This is a genomic window from Proteocatella sphenisci DSM 23131 (assembly GCF_000423525.1).
Taxonomy (GTDB): domain Bacteria; phylum Bacillota; class Clostridia; order Peptostreptococcales; family Filifactoraceae; genus Proteocatella; species Proteocatella sphenisci.
In genome coordinates this window covers 28791-47511 of record NZ_AUID01000019.1, presented here as the reverse complement: position 1 = coordinate 47511, position 18721 = coordinate 28791, and the positions used below count along the sequence as shown (strand labels likewise).

Sequence of the window (18721 nt, the reverse complement as noted above, 5' to 3'; positions counted from 1 at the left end):
ACTTAGAGCAGGGGTATTCTCAGAATAAAAGGATAAAAAAAGTTGCTGATTTAATCAACAACTTTTTTATATTATATCATTTAACAGCTATTATTTTAATATAAAATATTATGCAGTTTTTGAAGCTTTGAACATTGATATTGAAGTATAAGCTATAACACACACTACAAGCCATTTAAGAACTGTAAGCGGAAGTGATGTTACAAGGAATACAGCTATAAGAACTCCTACTACCCCAAACACAGCTATTGCCATTGATGCTTTTCTGTTATATGCTCCTTCTTTTATGAATTTCACTGAGCATATTGGCATAAGGTATGCACATGATCCCATCATTATTGGGAAAGCAACTGCTGGGCTCATTCCAAGAAGGTATACAAGTGCCATACATGGAGCATAAAGTCCAACTCCTGCTGTCATAAGAGCACCAAGTATCATATTACCAACAACTCCTATTACAAGAGCTACTCCTGTAAGACCAATAGCTTCTCCTCCACCTGGGAAGATTCCAAGCATCTGTGCAAGCATTACAAGACCTGCAAGTCCAAGTGCTACTGCCATTACTCTTTGCACTGTAGCTTTTGGAAGTTTAGACATAAATCCTGCTCCAAAGTATGATCCTACAGATGCTGCCACAAGCATAGATGTAAGTGTTATTGGCTCAACCTCTACAGCTCTTATAAAAGCAAATGCTTCTACTATAACTGGGATTGTACAAGCAACGTTAAGTGTTCCAGGAAGAACCCTGTCATCTATTTGCTTGAATGTTCTAAGAAGCGCTGTTGTAGGAGCAAATGATCCTATTCCCAGTGTATCGAAGAAGTTTACTACCATACCTATAATTCCTGATGTTACAAAATTTGTTTCTGATTCAAGTTGATCTTTGTGTGCAACATAATCTTTTACAAATATAAAAGAGAATCCTGCAAGAAGTAGAGCGAGTACGCTAAGTAGTACTAGTGATGCGTTCATAAATAATTCCTCCTAAGTAGTTTTTATATTAAAATTTTAACATTTAATATATCTTTATTATAGCATATTTTGTAAAAAAAACAAATACATATCGTCTTTTTTTTTATAATTTATTCAGTAAAATCAATGATTCCATTGTTTTTTAAACGCATTTAATACAGGTCTAATATTGTTCATTTTTTGTTAATTTTTAGTTAATCTCGAGTGTTTTTTATGATTCAAATTGCACTCGAGATTAACATAAGTTTTAAAACTTATCTTAAAATAAATCCATGCTTCAGAGGGTCGCACTCATCAATTACAAAGTGGTTGAATCCAGTAATATATGCAGATCCAGCTATTTTTGGAATTACTGCATCAAATTCTCCAACTTTTGTAGTCCCTACGATTTCTCCGTAGAAAAGTGTTCCAAGAATACTTTCATATACAAATTTTTCACCTACTGCTATTTCGCCTTTTGAGTGAAGTGTTGCAAGTTTTGCAGAAGTTCCAGTACCACAAGGTGATCTGTCAACTTGTCCTTGTCCAAATATAACAACGTTCTTATATGTTGCTTCTGGATGAGTAGGCTCATCATATATTTCAACTAGATCTACTGTCTTAATATGCGGTAGAAGTGGATGCTGAATTTCGATTTCTGCGTTTATTATATCTCTAAGTTTAAGCGCAATTTCTGTAAGTTTTCCTGTGTTTTCAGGCTTAATTTCAAGACCAAGTTGCTTAGCATGAACTATTGCAAAGAAACTTCCTCCAAAAGAAATATCAAAAGTGATCTCTTTTCCATCAAAATTAACTTTTTGCTCTTTTTTGTAGTGGAATGCTGGTACGTTTACAAAAGAAACACTCTTAACTCTGCCATTTTCCACTTGAGCTTCTGCTTTTATTATTCCAGCTGGCGCTTCAAGTACAACAGTAGTAATTGGCTCTACCATTGGAACCATCCCTGTTTCTATAGCAGCAGTAACCGCACCTATAGTACCATGTCCGCACATGTTAAGGTATCCGCCACCGTCCATGAATATAATTCCAAGATCCGCTTCGTCTGTTGTAGGTGCTGTGATTATTGAACCAAACATATCATTATGTCCTCTTGGCTCAAGCATTATAGCCGTTCTTAAATAATCAAGTTCTTTCTCAAGATACTCTTTCTTTTCTGGCATTGTTTTTCCTTTTATGTTAGGAATTCCCCCTGTAACTATTCTTGTTGGTTCTCCTGCTGTATGAGAATCTATTGCCTGTATTCCTCTTGAAAAAATCATAGTTATCCTCGCTTTCTCATTTTAAGTTTCAAAAATGCTGTTGCTTTTTTTGCATCCAGCGTGCTTGTTGTATTTTCACCTACTACCTCGGTTTCAATACCTTCTTTAGACTTGTTTATATCTACGATTGTATCCATGTATTTATTAGTTACAACAAATTTGGCCTGGACTCCGTTGAATGTTACTCCAACAAGTGGAATATTTCTCTTTCCTATTTCTTCGAGTGTATTCGCATAATCAACATGCGAATTTCCCCAACCGTCACAAGAAACTATACATCCATCCACTCTCATCGCTTCAAGCAACTGCGCTGCCCTTTGTCCAACTCTTTCTTTTTCTTTATTGTCTTGCGGTGTGCCTACAAGCATTATTCCTACAAGATCTATATCTGTATCGTTTGATAATATATCCAGTAATGGATCTCTAAAATGATGCAGACTTGTCTCTTTTGTCGATGGTCCTATACCCATTTTATACCTCCATTAGGTCATTGATCTGAGTGCACCATCTCGGTATTCATTAGGAGACAGTACAACTGGCATATTCGCCATATCAATTATTGAAATTCCACCAGTGTAACCAAAAGGTTGTTCAGGGAATAGCTGATTGTCATACATAGCTCCCTGTCCTGCAATCTGTTTTACCAGCGCTACTTTTTTAGAATCTTTTCTTATGCGATCATAAAACTCATGAACTTCGTCCGCTTCTCTTGGTTCAAGTTTCTTAAGCTCAGCTCTTATTGAATCTATAATCTCATCACATGCCTTGAATGCTGATATTGGCAATTTCCTATCGTAGGGTAGCCCACCTTCAACAAGTACATCCACATGGATAATATAATCAGACTTTGCTGGAGTCCCAGCTCTTCCAAATACCATCTGTTCACTAAGATTTCCTTCTGATGATCCAAATTCATGCATCTGTCTACCGTCGTCATCACAACCTGTCAACATAACATACGCACCTGTCATCGTATATGTAATGCCTTCTCCAAGGCTTCCAAGCACTTTAACTGACATAGGCACAATGTCCATAATAGTGTTTATTTCTCTATCATGGTCATAAGGATTTATGATTTCTATTCTTACGTCCTTGATTATTGGATCCTGAGCTATTAATTTATTTGTTATTTTTTTATCAATTTTGAGTGTGCCATTCAAAAACTCAAACTTATCAGCAAACTCGACTTTTTTTACGTGAAAAGATCTTATTACTAATCTACGCAAATCTACAGTTTCCATTTTTACACCTGCTTATTGTTTTATACACAGGAAAGGGAGAACCTCTCCTGTGTATATTTTTATATTGTGAGTTCTATTTATTATACGTGTGCGTGGTACTCGAATGGTAATGGTACTATCTTTCCTGCACTTGGTATTTTTATTAATTGCTCAAGCGTTGCTTTAACTATTGCTGTCTGCATTTCTATGTTGTTTGGCTCTCCTGCGTTTGCTCCCATTGGTACTAGTGGTGCAACTGCTCTTGGAGTTCCGTTTTGTCTAACTACTGGAGGTAGCGCTGCTATAATTATAGTAGGTATTCCAGCTGATTCGATTGCTCTCTGCACGATCACGGCAGAGCGGTGGCATGTACCTCAGCCTGCTGTAAGAAGAACTGCATCTACGTTTTCTGCTAATAGTTGCTTAGCGATTTCTGGGCCAGTCTCTTCAGTGAATTTCGCCTGGTCTCCTCCACCACCCATGAATCCGAAGTGCATCGGAGCAACTGCTTTTATAAATCCTTCTGCTGCAAGTTCTTGTAATCTTTCGATAGGGAACATACAGTTTACGTCTTTATTAACATCTCCGTTATCGTATCCACCGTGTGATACCATTAAATCTGTACCTTTTGTATTTCCAGGAATTGCTCTGAATGAGAAATCTCCTGCAAGATTAAATCTTTTATCTGTTTTCAGATGAACACCCGCTGCTGTTGCAAGGGCAACTACTGAATCTTTAAGTTCTTTTGTAACTGGAGTCCACACTGGTTGCGGAGTTACTGGAACAAATATTTCTGACTGAAGTCCTTTGACTACTGTAAGACTCATTATTATATTCCTCCTTTTCCTTATTTATTCTCTATTTTTTTTATGTTCTAAATTTTGAGCGTATTTTTCGTTTATTTCAGGTCCTATCACTTCAGGATAACTCATTAAGAATCCTACCTCTAGTCCTAATTGTGGTTCATAATCTGTTATGAGCATTCTCATCGGTACACTCAGGTGACCCAGTCTACCTTTAAGATCTATTCCTACAGAACCGTCTTTAACATCAACTATTACGCCTTCCACATATCTTTCCGTAGAAGTATATCTTAATTTATCCATCTAAGTTCTCCTTTATTGCTAGTTTGAAATTTTACGCTTCTACTTCGTAGATTTCTGCTCTTTTTTTACTCTTTACAAGTGATTGCTCATTATCTTCAAGAACTATTTTAATTCCCTGAGATTTTTCAATCAGTTCTACGTTGTTAAGCTTTACGTTTGCGTTCCATTTTCTTTCTGCAGTCTTAACTTCTTCTCCAGCCATTACATTTTTAAGCATTACAACTGCTCTTATTGCATCTTCTGGTGATAAAGTATTGTTTGCAAGTATCTCGTTTTCGATTCCTTGCTTAGACTTGTTGTTGTCTACCATGAACTTCATGTATTCGTTTCCAACAACTAGGGCTCCTTGAACTGCTGAGTAAGATACTCCTACTACCGCAACTCCTCTTGATCCTATTTGCTCGTGGTGAGATGCAAAGTCTATATGGTTGTTTCCGAATCCTTCAGTTGTTATGATAGCTCCGTCTACGTCCATAGCTTCTACCATCATTCCAAGTCTGTTTGATACATAGAATTTCTCTGAGTTTACCTGTGGTGATCCTATAAATATTACTCCACAAAGATCAAGCTCTTCATCTTGCATAGCCTTAAGTACAAGCGGCTCTCTGAAGTAATGTCTTGAACACTCTTTTGAAGCAGGTCCTATACAAGTAAGTGCATGGATTCCTCCATCAAGCACCTCAAGTGGTGAAAGAACTACTGGAAGGTTTCCAAGGTCAACGTTTGGCTTAGCTCCAAGTGTTCCTACTGGCTCAACTGGAAGGATAAGATTGTCATGCATTGCGCCCTGTCCCATTATTTCTTTTATTACTACTACTTTTTTCTTTCCTGGTCTTCTTTTTTGAACGAAAGTTTCTTCGTTTACACATAGGGCAGCATCCGCTGCTTTAAGTGCTTTTCTAATTTCATCAGTGATGAAGTCAGAAGCCTTGTGTGCTGCAAGAGGTCCTGGTCTTTCCATATTAGTATGTGCTTTTATAACAACTTCTGTCTTTATAAAGATTTCGCCTTTATCAGGAGCTCCTGGTCTTCCCCACATGATATTTCTGTCAAGTGGTCCTTCTGATGATCCAAACTCTCCGATTTGTACTCCGCCTTCATCTACTCCAGTTACCATCATAATAACGCCATCAAGCATTCTTGTAATACCTGTTCCTAATTCGCCTTCTTCTTTAGTTGCGATAGGTTGTACGTCCATTATAGTTTCTGAATGAGTATCATATTTGTCAGGAGTGATTATTTCTACTTTTAGTGAAACTACTAGATTCTCTGAATCTACAGCTTCTTTTTCGATTCCTTCTCTGATGTATAGAGTAGTTCCTTCTATTTTAGTTTCTGGTCCAAACTCAACTTTTTCTATTTTGAAGTGCTTTCTTGTAAGACTTCTAAGAACTTTTTCTTCTGCTGCTGCCGCTACTGCTGCTGGAGCTTCTACGATAGCCGCTGATGTCATAGCCGCTGGTGCTACACCCATTTGAGTTGCTACACCAAGAGGTATTTCAAGATCTATGTTCTTTCCTTCACCTATGTGGATTCTTACTGCTCCACCATTTGATAAAGGCATCATTTGTGGTGCTGGTGCTGGTGCTGCTGCAACCTCAGCCACCTCTTCTACTACTGGTGCTGCTGCTACTGCTGTTATTCCATCTACTACTGCTGCTGTAAGTGGAGTAAGAGCATCAACTGTTTTAGTTAATTTTGCTCCTAATGCTTGCTCGATTGTTAAACAATCATCTGATATATTAAGAAGTCCTGAGTCTTGTAAATCAGCAAATATTGCTGGGTCTTCAAGGTTTGATACTTCAATAACAGTTCCTGCTTCAAATCTACAGCAAGAAACTGCAGGGTCTTTAGCATGAGCCTTAGCTGTTTCTAAAGTTATTGACATTACACGTTCCTCCTTTTTGGATTTAATAATTTTTTGTTTATTTTATATAAAAAAGAAATTCAGTATTAGCTTTTCTTTTTTCTATACAATCTGTGTCCACCTGCTCTTAAAGTGTGATCTGAACTATGATATACGGCAATACCTAACCTAGGCGCCACTTCCATAACTGTATTAGTTCAGTCTTCACAAGTGCCGACAATTATTGCCTCTGCACCTTGTTTTCTAAGCTCAAGTACTTTTTCTGCCTGGCCTGGGCATATGCCAGGTAGGGTACAACGGAATCTCCCGTTGATTTCTTCCATTCTCTTGCATTTTACTGAGGCAACTACTGTCCCACCCATAGCTTCTGCAATTTCTGTAAGTCTTCCTTTTTCTGCTCCACATTCGCATTCTATCATTCCGAATTTTCTGTGGTCTACAGGGAATGGTATAGCAACAAGTATTCCTCCAAGAGTTTTTACTATTCTTGCTGACTCTTCACCATGTTTCCCAGTAAAGGGTCCTCCAAGAACAATTTCTCCATGAGGCTCTACATATCCACCCGAAAGATCTATATAGTCCTTCACCTGCATTCCTATTGGTACTTCTCTGTAAACGGAAGGTTTTGAAACTCTGCCGCCCACTGTTATATCTTTTGTAATTACTGGCATTTTTTTCTCAATGGCATAAGTTACATTTTTAAGTGTTTCAACGTTACTTACGACTGCGTTTGCTTCACTTGGAAGTGCTCCAAGCGGCAATTCGATTCCAAGAAGTTCTCTTACGATAACCCTCTCATCTCCTGCAGGATACATATCAGAAAGGAATTTAACCTCCACGCCTTCTACATTTTTACATGCTTTGGCAACTGATATCATAGCTTTTTGATGTTTTGTCTTTATAGCTATATAACCATGAGTAGCTCCTGTAATTTCCATTACATATTTAATACCTCTTACTACAAGCTCTGGCTCATTTTCAAGAAGATGCATGTTGTGTGCCAGTAAAGGCTCACATTCTGCTGCGTTTGCAAGTACATATCCACCTTCTAATTTAGCCTTGAATTTCACATGTGCTGGGAAACCAGCTCCACCAGAACCTACTATTCCAGCTTCTTCTATAAGTGACAAGTTGTCTTGTGATGTCAATCTCACATACTCATCCTTGTTGATTTCTCCTGTCGCTTCTATAGCGATTTCATTTTCACTAACTTCAACTATTTTTCCATTAGCACTGGCATGAATGTTCGCACCAAGACCAGCTGGTTTTGCTATCAACTGACCACGTTTTACTTCATCGCCAACTTTGACAACTGGTGTGCAAGGTGCACCAACATGTTGTTTTAACGGTAAAACTAACTTCATATTTCCACCTCCTGTTATTATTTTTCATATAGAACATCAGTACATTTCCTATATTTATATTGATATTGATATTGATATTTATAAATGATTATATTTGATTTCTCTATATCAATTATATGATAAATAATTATTTAACGCAAGTGTTTGTTTTTCGACACATGATCGTTATCAGGTTTTGTTCATGTATTATAACCCTTGCAATTAAACAACTTTCGCTGTGGTCGTATATTTTACACGAGTTGTCGCTTTTTCGACATAGTCGGATATTAGACAGTTTTGCTTTTCTTTGTTTTTCTTTCTTTTTTATCTTTTATACCATACAGGTCTATTTTATATATTAGTGTAGTTCTTGGAATATTAAGCATCCTTGCCGCCTCAGATTTGTTCCAGTCAGACTTTTTCATAATGTTTTCTATTATGTCTCTTTCAAATTCGCCAACACTCTTTGCAAGGTCATTTACCTGAATATTAGCCCTCATGTAGGTTTTAACGCTTTCTTTTATGGAAATTGGCAACATATCGGTAGTTATAGTCTTTCCTCCACTCATTACAACTACGTGTTCAATAACGTTTTGTAACTCCCTTATATTTCCCTTCCAACTATATTGCATTAGTATATCAACTACTTCAGAATCCAGTTTTGGTATCTCCAGATTGTATTTGTCACACATTTCTTTCATAAAAAGATCTGCAAGAAGTGGTATATCTGATTTTCGTTCTCTTAAGGAAGCAACTATGAGCTCAATTACATTGAGACTGTAATACAATTCTTCAAGAAAAGTCCCTTCTTCTATCATTTCTTCTATGTTTTTATTAGTGCCACTTATAATTCTTGTATTTATCTTAATATGTTTTCCATCACTGGCTCTTACAATTTCATTTTTCTGCATCAGATTAAGCAATTTAGCTTGCATATTTATGGGCATATCTGTTATCTCTCCAAGAAATATGGTTCCCTGATCCACTATTTCAAAAAGACCCGGTCTGTTTTTACCTGTATTTATATCTGTACTTCCAAAAAACTCGCTTTCAAAGATTTCATTTGGAATAGCTCCGCAGTTTACATGTACAAAAGGGCCTTTTCTCTGACTCATTTCATGTATACGTCTGGCAAGAGCTTTTTTACCCACTCCACTTTCTCCAAGTATCATTAATGGCGTATCTGTTTTTGCGACCTTGCCAGCCTTGTACATGAGTTCTTCCATTTGTATGCTGTTTCCAGCTATCATTGTACTTTTGTTCATTTCAGCTTTTCTTTGTATTTCAAGGTAGTTAATCTTATCCTTAAGCTTGTCCACCTGTATGTTAAGCCTGTCAATCTCGCTCAAGTCTTTGTCTACACAAAGTGCTCCAACTTTTTCTCCATCTATATATATTATCTTGGCATTTACAAGTATGCTGCACCCCGTCCTGGTAGACTGATATATATTCTCCATGTCTTCTCCGGATTCAAGGACTTTTATTATCACGGTATCTTTAAGTACCGAATCCATTTTTTTCCCAATCAGTTCTGCTTTTTTTACATCATATATTTTTTCTGATTTTTCATTCCATACATGCACAATCCCATCATTATCAACTATACATATGGCTTCGTCCATAACGTCCAGTATAAAGTCTCTTGCCGCTGTATCCAGGAACACTTCAAACTTTTTATTCATCAAAACCTCCGCGCTATATAAATTTATTTAATCCTTGGGACAATTATACCACGGATCAAGTTTTTATATAAATTTATCCCGGTCTTTTTAAAGAAGAATTTATTTATACCTTACAGTAGTTTGATAAACAAACTTTCCGTTTTTCACTTTTAGTACTACCACATCTTTTATTGCATCTCCATTTTTATCAAGACTTATCTTCCCCGTCGTTCCTTTGAAATTTTGGGTAGATGCAATAGCCTGCCTTAGTTTTTCACTGTCTTCTGCAGTGCCTGCTCTTTTTATAGCATCTATTATAATCCTGTATGAATCAAATCCAAGAGCTGAAAGTGAAAGTGGTTTTCGGCTGTATCTCTTGGTATATTTGGATATAAAGTCTCTGGATGCCCAGTTTGCGGGTTTTTCAGCGGAAAACGAGGTTGTTATCATAGCCCCTTCTACTGACTCTAAGCCCACGTTTAGGAATTCAGGATTCTCCCATGTGTCTCCTCCCAGAAAATCTGTTTTGATCCCCATTCGCCTGGCTTGTTTTATTAGCATTGCCGATTCTGTAAAATTGCCTGGCGCAAATATTACATCTGGATCTTGAGCTGCAACTTCTTCAAGAATTCCAGTAAAATCAAGGGTTCCCTGGTCATAACCTGTTACAGCCACTACACTTGATTTTTTTTCAGTCAGCTTGACAAATTCATTTTCAAAGAAAACTGCCAGGCCCTGTGAATATTCATTGGATTTTTCGTATATTATAAATGCCGTCTTAGCTTCTAATCTTTCGTATGCCATTTTTGCAAGGACTTCCCCTTGAAAAGGATCTATAAAACATGCTCTAAAATAATAGTCGTTGTCCTTTGTGACTTTGGGATTTGTAGCTGAAGGTGCAATCATAGGAATTTTCGCCGCTTTAATAACCTCTCCTGCTCCCATGGATAATCCAGATCCCCATGAACCTATAATTGCTGATACTCCATATTCATTTACCAGCCTGTCTGCAAGCTGTGCAGATGTTTCTTTGTCTGATTTATTATCTGCTATTACCAGCTGTACTTTTCTTCCAAGCACTTTTGGGTACATCTCGTTTGCAAGCTTTATTCCTTCGAGCTCGAGTTTCCCGCCCTCTGCATTTGCTCCACTTAGGGGTTCCAGAACCCCTATTTTTATCACTTCCAATTCTGAGTCTTCTTGAATGTCAGCTTTTATATTGCACCCATTAATAATAACCATTACTGAAAGAGCCATGGTTATTATTAATATATAGTTTTTTATTTTTACTCTCATAATCTTTTCTCCTTGATATAGTGTTCCCGCTGGTGTAAACTGACAATATAACTACATTGGAGGAAACAATTTTATGCAAAGTACTATAGAATCTTTATTCCCAACCACGATAAGGTTAAACAGGAAAAAAAACAATTTTGATAAATTCATAATACCTTTATGTATTCTTTTGGCTTTGACTTCCTTTATATATTCTTATTTTATAATTGATACAGGTATGTTTTTATCAGTTATCGACGCCTTTAGAAAAACCATTCTTTGTTATGTAACATATCTTATAATGGTAGAACTTTCTCCAGACAGCGTGAATATATATCTTCCATCTTTTATACTTACCAGTCTCTTTATCATTGGGATAAGAGAAGTACACCTAATGACCACTTTTTTCTTCCTCTTTACTATCCGCCTTCTTATAAAAAGCAGCGGATACAGGTCTTCTCTTGCTGAGTTATCTGCAATGACTATATTTACTATAGTCCAATATTTTATTTCGCCATTTATCTATCCGCTGTTTTTTGGCACGGCTTTATTTGTTGATTACAAGTTAAAGCCTGATAATAAACAAAATTTACCTTTTATAGTAATATCTTTTATGATGTCGCTTTTATGGTTCTTCAGAGGATTTGGTGTTATGACTGTTTCTCTTGATGCTTTCTCATCAATGATGGTCCTTATTATTGGCATTGCATATATCCTGAGACTTTCACTTTTAAAAGCCATACTTTCTATGAACGACCTTGAAACGAATCTTATAAGCCCAAGAAGGGTAAAGGCCTCTGCTTTACTCCTTCTCATATCCCTTATTATACTGGCTGTTGGCCATGGCATGGTCACCGAATTTTTAAACCTCTGGATCATGGCAGCATGCATAAGCTTTCCCTTTTTAAAAGATCTAAAACATGTCATATCGGGCTAATTGAGTTTTACTGAATCTTTGTGCTTATTCCTTTATTTAGCCAGTATATATATGTTTCTTTGACTTTTTCTTTATATATGCTCTCCAGAGCGTCTTTGTACATTTGCAGCTGGGGACCATATTTTTGCGCATCTGGCAATTCGTCAGTTTTGTAATCTATTAGCACTATACCATCTTCTTCAAAGAAAAAACAGTCTATTATACCTTCTACTATAGCGTCTTCATAACGCATGAGGAACTGCTTTTCTCTGTATACTCTTTTTGAATCTATCATTCGCTTTCCAATTTCACTTTCAAAGAATTCTGCTACCAGCAAAGCGTCTGCAACCTCAGCTTCTTCAGCGGTTAACAATTCTAAATCTACCAGTTTCTTTATTTCTTCTCCTACTGATTCTATGGTATGAGGCCTTATACTTATCTTTTCCATTACCATATGGACAATTGTCCCTATGTCTGTTTTGGAAAACATCTTTTTTTCTTGCATGAAAAGTGGGATTTTATTTAGTTTTATATCTTGGGTATGATACTGAGCATCTTCTTTTATATAGGATTTAGTTATATCTGTTACTGATCTTTTCCCAGGTGTTCTGGTATCTTCTATATATTTATACTCAAAGTCTTCTATATTCTTAAATTCACTATATCTGTTACTGCCTGCATCTTTGTCTCCATATATCTTTTCTTTGAGTTCTTTTAGGCCTAGATCTGGCTGTAGTCCAGCCTTTTCAAGATCTTCTGCTCTATATATGCTTATGTTGTATTTAAGTCCTGAGTCGAACATTTCTTCTTCTGAAATTATGTTCTCACTGATACTTCTAAGTGCTGCTCCGGCCCTGTCTCTGACTAGTACACTTCCTATCCAGGCCAGATAATTCTTATGCTTTCTGATATTAGCGTCTATATCACCCTTCATTATTTTTGTGACAAATTTTTCTGCATCAGCAACCATTCCTGTGAGGTATAGCCTGTCTACTGCTCTTGTAAGGGCAACATAAAGTATCCTTATCTCTTCTGATATATTTTCCAGACTTTTTCTTATTTTAATTTGATTCCTTGGTATTGAATCCGACTGTATGTTTTCATCAGTATTTTTATATTTCATTCCTATCCCAAGTTTATTGTGAAGGATTATGTCAGATCTTATATCTGCTTCATTTATTCTTTTGCCCAGGTCGCAAAGGAATACTGTATTAAATTCGAGTCCCTTGCTCTTGTGAACGGACATTATGGTAACCGCGTCCTCTGATTCTACAAGCACACTCTTCTCCGGGCTGTCTCCTTTTTCTTTTAGTATGCGTTCTACCTGCCTTAGAAATCCAAAAAGGCCCATAGACTCACTTTCTTCATATTCACTGGCCTTTTCTATAAAGCTCTTTATATTTATCATGCGCTGTTTTCCATCTGTCATACCTGATACATAGGTACTGTAGTCTGAATTTTCAACTACATACCATATGAAATCTGCAAGTCGCCACATATTTTCAAACATTTTCAAAGTATCTATTTTTGAATAGAAATCATTGAGTTTTTGTGAAATATGATCTTTTTTTTCATAAGAATAATCCTGAGTAGCACTGTAAAATGAAGCATTTGGATATGATGTCCTGATTTCAATAAGTTCTTCTATCTCAAATCCTCCAAAGACAGAACTCATTGCTCCTATTAGAGCCTCGTCCTGATTACGATTGTCTATTATTCTAAGATAATCAAGCAGACATTTTATCTCAACTTTGTCAAAGCTGGAGCTCCTGAAATCCACATAACAAGGTATGTTAAACCTGCTTAAAACTTTTTCAAACAATTTAGCTTTGGCTTTGGGAGACCTCATGAGTATAACTATATCTTTATATCTTACCTTCCCTGTAGATACCAGCTTTGATATCTTTCCTCCGCAATAAATTGCTTCAAGTTCATCTTTATCTATTACAGATTCTTCTCCAGATGAAAAACCGTCTTCATCGTCTGCATAATCACTGGTGTCTGAAGCAGAGTTTTTCTCTATTATAGCCAGCTCTATGTTGTTATCATAATCTGCTGCATCTTTTCCCGCAACCAGCTGATGTGATATATGACTATAGTCAACTTCTCCAAGTTCTTCACTCATTATATTGCTAAATATCAAATTGCAAAAATCGAGTATTTCTCTTCTGCTCCTGAAGTTTTTTGACAGGTCTATTTTCTCTGATTCTTCTGATGCTTCTTTTGCATACACCTTGTACCTGTTATTAAAAAGCGTAGGGTCAGAAAGCCGGAATCTGTATATAGACTGCTTGACATCTCCTACAAAAAATAAATTGTTCTCTCTTTTTATAGCGTTTATTATTGTTTCTTGAACTAAATTGCTATCTTGATATTCATCAAAAAAAATATGTTTATACTTATTTTGGAGACTTTGTCTTACTCCATCGTCTTCGAGTACTTTGAGTGTGAAATGCTCAAGATCTGAAAAATCTAATACTCCATTTTCTTTTTTAAGGGCCATCAATTCTTTGTCAAATTCTAAGACAAGGTCTGTGAGGCTAATAACATGTTTATGCATATATCCTATATCATCTATAAGCTGGATCATACCTGCATCTGCAAATATCTTAGCTATGCTCTGCAATTCTTCTTTTATGCCATTTTTTCTTATGTCTTTTATACGATCTAATATAATCTGATCATAGTTATTCTGCTCTGCACTCTTTTTGCTCACTGTTTTCAGTCTGGTCTGCTTGAAATTTGTAATTTGCTCATGAAAACCCATCCAATCTTCAGACTCAAGACTCTTTATAATTTCGTGTATAATTAATTGGTCATCTTCTATGTTTTCTATATATGCAATCGGATTTTCATATTTCTTACACAAATATATTGCCTTTTCGCATTGCCCCAGAGCTCTTCGCATCTGTATTAGGCTGTGATGCTTCATTTCATGCGCCCATATGCTTTTTGCAAAGGCCTCTGTTTTTACATCTTCGCTTTCATCTATGTCTGCCATCTTGTAGTTGTCAGCCTGGCTTTTAAGCCACTTTTGAGGATAGGGATGGGCCTGTATAAAGCGGTGGAGCTGAAACATCTGATCTAGCAATCCTCGGTCACTCTTGGCCCCTCCAAATGCATCCACAAGGTCCAAAAAACCCTGGTCTTCTTTTTCATACATCTTGTCGAATGTGTTTTCTGCAGCTCTGTTTTTCAGCATCAGAGCCAGTGATTCGTTTGCAATTTTAAATGACGGATCTATCCCTGCCATTTGAAAGTTCTGTCTCAATATGTCTATGCAAAATGAGTGCACTGTACTAATCGATGCTCTGGATAAGTTTTTTATCTGTTTTTTAAGAAAAATCGCTTTTTGCAGATCCTCATCGCTCAGGTCTTTGCCTCCCCTGGTCAAGTCGCCTATCCTGCTGTGAAGTTTTTTTTGTACCCTGTCTTTCATTTCTTTTGCTGCAGCATTTGTAAAGGTAACAATGAGCATGGAGTCTATGTCCTCACGGTCATTTTCCAGCATATTAAGTATTCGTTCTACTAAAACCGCTGTTTTTCCTGAACCTGCGGCTGCCGAAACCAGTATGTTTTTCTCTCTTATATCTATTGCTCTTTGTTGATCGCTAGTCCAGTTGTTACTCATTTATCTGCTCCTCTCCAAGTTTATTTATTATCTCTTCATTGCTGTACTGAGGTATCTTTCTGTAATTATTTGTTTCCAGCTCTTCATCAAATCTGCATATTGAACTGTATCTGCAGTAATCACATGCCTTTGCCTTTGTTTTTGGGATAATAACAGGACTCGCCTCTATAATACCCGCTATCATTTCCTCAAGATAATTGCTTATGTTATTTTCTACCCTTGAAATCAAGGCATTAAATTCTTCAAGTTCAAGCATATGTTCTGTTTTGGTTTTTCCTTTTGTTTTTACAGCATCATCTCCGTCTTTACCGTTTATGGCTTCAATTACTTTTAAATCATGGAGCACTATCCCATCCATCTTCATCTGAGATTTTATGAGTTCTTCTATCTTTTCCTTGTCTCTTGTCTGTGTATTTATTAAAGGGTTTATCACTGGAAAATAAAAAACGCCTGCTGGATAGGTCTCATTTTTTATAAAAGCCTTGCTTTTCATTGCTGCCTTGAGATATATCATAAGTTGTATATCTAATCCATTGTAGGCATCAGAAAGGCTAAAAGACTTAGACCTGGTCTTGTAGTCTATGACTTTTATGAATTTTCTTTCCCCATCTTCGAGAACATCGACTCTGTCTATGGTTCCTTCAAGGATTATCTTTTCACCATCTATAACAAATACCACAGGTGGAATTTCACTTCCTTGCGCAAATTTTTCTTCCTGGTACATAAGCTTGAAGCTGCCTGTCCTTAACTGCTCTAAACAGCTGTAGCCTGCTACAAATGCTGTTTTTTTGAGTTTCCCAAGTATATGCTGATTTCGTTTTTCTTTAAGATCATGTTCTTTGAATAATTCCTGAGCTGATTTTTCAAAAATTTCTCCTATGATAGCATCTGATTCTTCTCTGGTCAAAGTCCCAAGCTCAGGAAGATTTTCTTTTAGCTTTGCTATAAATTCTTCTACTGTAAGGTGGAGCACCTGACCCATTTCTGCGGGGTCTATCTCATAAACTCTTCTAGGTCTTGCCTTCAGTCCATATTTTATAAAATGGCTAAAAGGGCATCTGGCAAAGTTATCAATTCTGGTTGTGCTTACTTTGAGAGGGGCCTTGTAGAGGTCTGATGCAAGGTTTTTACCTATTGGCAGTCTAGTGTTATCATAAAATATTCCTGAAAGAGCCGCGCTTACTCTTTTACCATGAATTTCATTGCTTAGATAATATCTTAAAAGATCAAACCATATCTCTTCCACGTCTTCTCCATATACATAACGTTTTATTTCTCTTGCCATTATGGATATGGTTGGATCAGGAACTGTAATGTAATATGATGCATCATAATCTCTCATATTATTTATCTTCACTTTTGGATATATCACACTTATCTGATTCATGATGCTTGAAGGGATTGCGCTTCCACTTCCAGTATCGGCTGCAAAGCTCATGTATAAATGATGGGATGGTTTTGTAATAAGGTTATATATAAGAAGTGCTTCATTGCTATCTATATAATCCTGATTAGAAGGCAGCTCTATCCCCTGATTTACGAGTAATTCTTTTTCTTCTTTTGAAAGAAGTCCATTTTCTTTTGAAACTCTTGGCATACCTGAGCTGTCTGCCCCCAGAACATATACTATCTTCTTATCCATGCTCCTGCTTCTTTCGATGTCTCCTATTACCACCTGATCTTTTGAAGGAGGAATAACTGAAAGCTGATAACTAACCATTCCCTGCTCAAGTATATCCTTGTAGTATGAGAAACTTATTTTTTCATCTCCAAGCAGGTCTACGCTCTGGTCTGCTATTCTTAAAAAGACATTCCATATCTGTCCGTTTTCATTTGCCTCATCATAAAACTCTCTTTCCTTGAGATTTTCGACAAACTTCTGTAAGTTTTCTGGCAGCCTTATATCAAAGAGGATATCAAATATCTTTTTTGCGAATTCTTTTGCTGTCATATTTATCTGTGAAGTATTTCTAAGTGGTCCAAAAATTAAGCACAGCTGATTTCTTACCGATTCCACTGTTTTTCTTTCTATTTCATCTTCATAAAAATATTCAGGTTCAAAATATTTATCTTCAAAAAACATCTCCCCCTTTAATTTTCTTTTTATGATATGATTTTCAAAAATATTAATTTCATTTTCGCTAATTTCACTGAAACCACTCTTTAGAAACAGGAGTATGTCTTCAATCCTGAATTTAGTGTCTATAAGATTAAGCACCGAAATTATAGTTTTTATAACAGGACTTGACATTATACTTCTTTTTTCATCTATAAAAAAAGGTATTGCATATTCTTTAAAAACGAATTTTATATTGTTGTTATATCTTTGCAGGTCACACGGAACAACTGTTATATCCATGTAACGATAGCCCTCATTCATGATTTTGTGGCTTATATCTATGGCGGTTCTTCTAATCTCCTCTTCTACATTGTGTGCATGATATATATCAATACTAGATGGAAGCGCTTGATTTACATCTGGAAGTGTCTTGAATATATTATCTCCCAAATACCTTATTTCATTGTTTTTACAAAGTCCTTCTTCAAGTTTTACTGCTTCATAATTCAAACCTGTTTCCTGGCACATAGCAGTCAGCTTTTTTAGTGTATTTTTTGTGATTACAAAGGTATCATCAAGATTATCATTTAAATGTTCATAATCCATATTAAGAAACACCTCTACGTCAAGACCTGATTCTAACATGTTTTTAATAACCTGATTCTCTATCTCTGTAAAACTGAAAAAACTATAAAAATAAAGCTTTGTGCCCTCAAGATAGGTCATATCCCCAGTGTCTGCAAGCTGGCCTATGCGATCTTCATTATCTATGTACTTTCCACTAAGGGCTGCTTCAAATTTTTCATATATAAGTGCCAGTTCCCTTAATTTTTGTGACATAAGAATATTATTACTGTTTTCATCAGAGGCCTCTATGAGCTGAGCCGGACTTATCATTGTCCTTTTCATTTCTGATATGAGTTTTACAAGTGATGTCACAAATCCTTCTTTATCAATACTTCCTTTGTAAAGCATAAGTTGCGAACTGTCACTTTGAAATATGCGCTTTACTGCCATCGCTTTTCCTATATCATCTAAAAATTTCCGTTTAAGCCCTCCCGATATGTTCATAGCTTCTATTGAGAGTCTGTTAAAACTCATTATCCGAATGTCCATTACTGCTGTTATATCCAGTGCTTGCATTAGCTTTATCTCATTTTGAAGCGTAAATTGTTCTGGTACAACTATATATGCTTTATTAGCTTCACTATGATCTTTTCTGGCTCTTTCAAAAATCTCATTTTCTATATCTCTTACATGCTTTGACATTGTTATCTTTAGCATAGAAATTCCTCCGCTTCAATTTGTTCTTATTCATAATTATACAGTAGAGTTGCTATAAAGTGGACTGTTTTTGCAAAAAAACATCCACAATCTGGAATACTCAATACCAGATTGTGGATGTTTTCTTA

At 36.3% G+C, this 18721-nt stretch carries 13 protein-coding genes; 1 reads left to right on the top strand and 12 read right to left on the bottom strand.

Annotation, left to right across the window (positions count from 1 at the left end):
• Window positions 1–108 precede the first annotated feature (108 nt).
• From G558_RS0108265 to G558_RS0108215, 10 genes are all read right to left on the bottom strand, one after another.
• Window positions 109–972: a sulfite exporter TauE/SafE family protein gene (locus G558_RS0108265; protein ID WP_028829761.1), complete on the bottom strand. Its 864-nt coding sequence runs from the start codon at window positions 970–972 to the stop codon at window positions 109–111.
• 254 nt (window positions 973–1226) lie between these two features.
• Window positions 1227–2231, bottom strand: coding sequence for a proline racemase (locus G558_RS0108260; RefSeq protein ID WP_028829760.1), 1005 nt, complete (start codon window positions 2229–2231; stop codon window positions 1227–1229).
• Window positions 2232–2233: 2 nt separating this feature from the next.
• The gene (locus G558_RS0108255) at window positions 2234–2701 is read right to left on the bottom strand and encodes a glycine/sarcosine/betaine reductase component B subunit (protein ID WP_028829759.1); all 468 of its coding nucleotides are present in this window, start codon (window positions 2699–2701) and stop codon (window positions 2234–2236) included.
• 12 nt (window positions 2702–2713) lie between these two features.
• Window positions 2714–3472, bottom strand: a complete 759-nt coding sequence (prdD, locus tag G558_RS0108250; RefSeq protein WP_028829758.1) for a proline reductase cluster protein PrdD — start codon at window positions 3470–3472, stop codon at window positions 2714–2716.
• A gap of 80 nt (window positions 3473–3552) precedes the next feature.
• Window positions 3553–4278: a D-proline reductase (dithiol) protein PrdB gene (prdB, locus tag G558_RS13860; protein ID WP_084502859.1), complete on the bottom strand. Its 726-nt coding sequence runs from the start codon at window positions 4276–4278 to the stop codon at window positions 3553–3555.
• A 24-nt stretch (window positions 4279–4302) separates the two neighbouring features.
• Window positions 4303–4557 (bottom strand): CBO2463/CBO2479 domain-containing protein, encoded by a 255-nt coding sequence (locus tag G558_RS0108235; protein ID WP_028829755.1) that lies wholly within the window; start codon window positions 4555–4557, stop codon window positions 4303–4305.
• A gap of 31 nt (window positions 4558–4588) precedes the next feature.
• Window positions 4589–6445, bottom strand: coding sequence for a D-proline reductase (dithiol) proprotein PrdA (prdA, locus tag G558_RS0108230; RefSeq protein WP_028829754.1), 1857 nt, complete (start codon window positions 6443–6445; stop codon window positions 4589–4591).
• Between the two features lie 65 nt (window positions 6446–6510).
• Window positions 6511–7788: a proline reductase-associated electron transfer protein PrdC gene (gene prdC / locus G558_RS0108225; RefSeq protein ID WP_207636212.1), complete on the bottom strand. Its 1278-nt coding sequence runs from the start codon at window positions 7786–7788 to the stop codon at window positions 6511–6513.
• Window positions 7789–8054: 266 nt separating this feature from the next.
• Window positions 8055–9449 carry a sigma-54-dependent Fis family transcriptional regulator gene (locus tag G558_RS12780; protein ID WP_051188598.1) on the bottom strand — a complete coding sequence of 465 codons (1395 nt, stop codon included), beginning with the start codon at window positions 9447–9449 and terminating at the stop codon, window positions 8055–8057.
• 99 nt (window positions 9450–9548) lie between these two features.
• On the bottom strand, window positions 9549–10724 hold the full coding sequence (locus tag G558_RS0108215; protein ID WP_028829752.1) for an ABC transporter substrate-binding protein: 1176 nt from the start codon (window positions 10722–10724) through the stop codon (window positions 9549–9551).
• Window positions 10725–10797: 73 nt separating this feature from the next.
• Here G558_RS0108215 and G558_RS0108210 point away from each other — a divergent pair, with 73 nt between their 5' ends.
• Window positions 10798–11640, top strand: a complete 843-nt coding sequence (locus G558_RS0108210; protein WP_028829751.1) for a hypothetical protein — start codon at window positions 10798–10800, stop codon at window positions 11638–11640.
• 7 nt (window positions 11641–11647) lie between these two features.
• Here the strand turns inward: G558_RS0108210 and addA are convergent, their stop codons facing one another.
• Together addA and G558_RS0108200 are read right to left on the bottom strand one after the other, a co-directional pair.
• Window positions 11648–15250: a helicase-exonuclease AddAB subunit AddA gene (gene addA, locus G558_RS0108205; protein ID WP_028829750.1), complete on the bottom strand. Its 3603-nt coding sequence runs from the start codon at window positions 15248–15250 to the stop codon at window positions 11648–11650.
• Window positions 15243–18593, bottom strand: coding sequence for a PD-(D/E)XK nuclease family protein (locus G558_RS0108200; RefSeq protein ID WP_028829749.1), 3351 nt, complete (start codon window positions 18591–18593; stop codon window positions 15243–15245). Before G558_RS0108200 ends, addA begins: the two co-directional genes overlap by 8 nt.
• Window positions 18594–18721 lie beyond the last annotated feature (128 nt).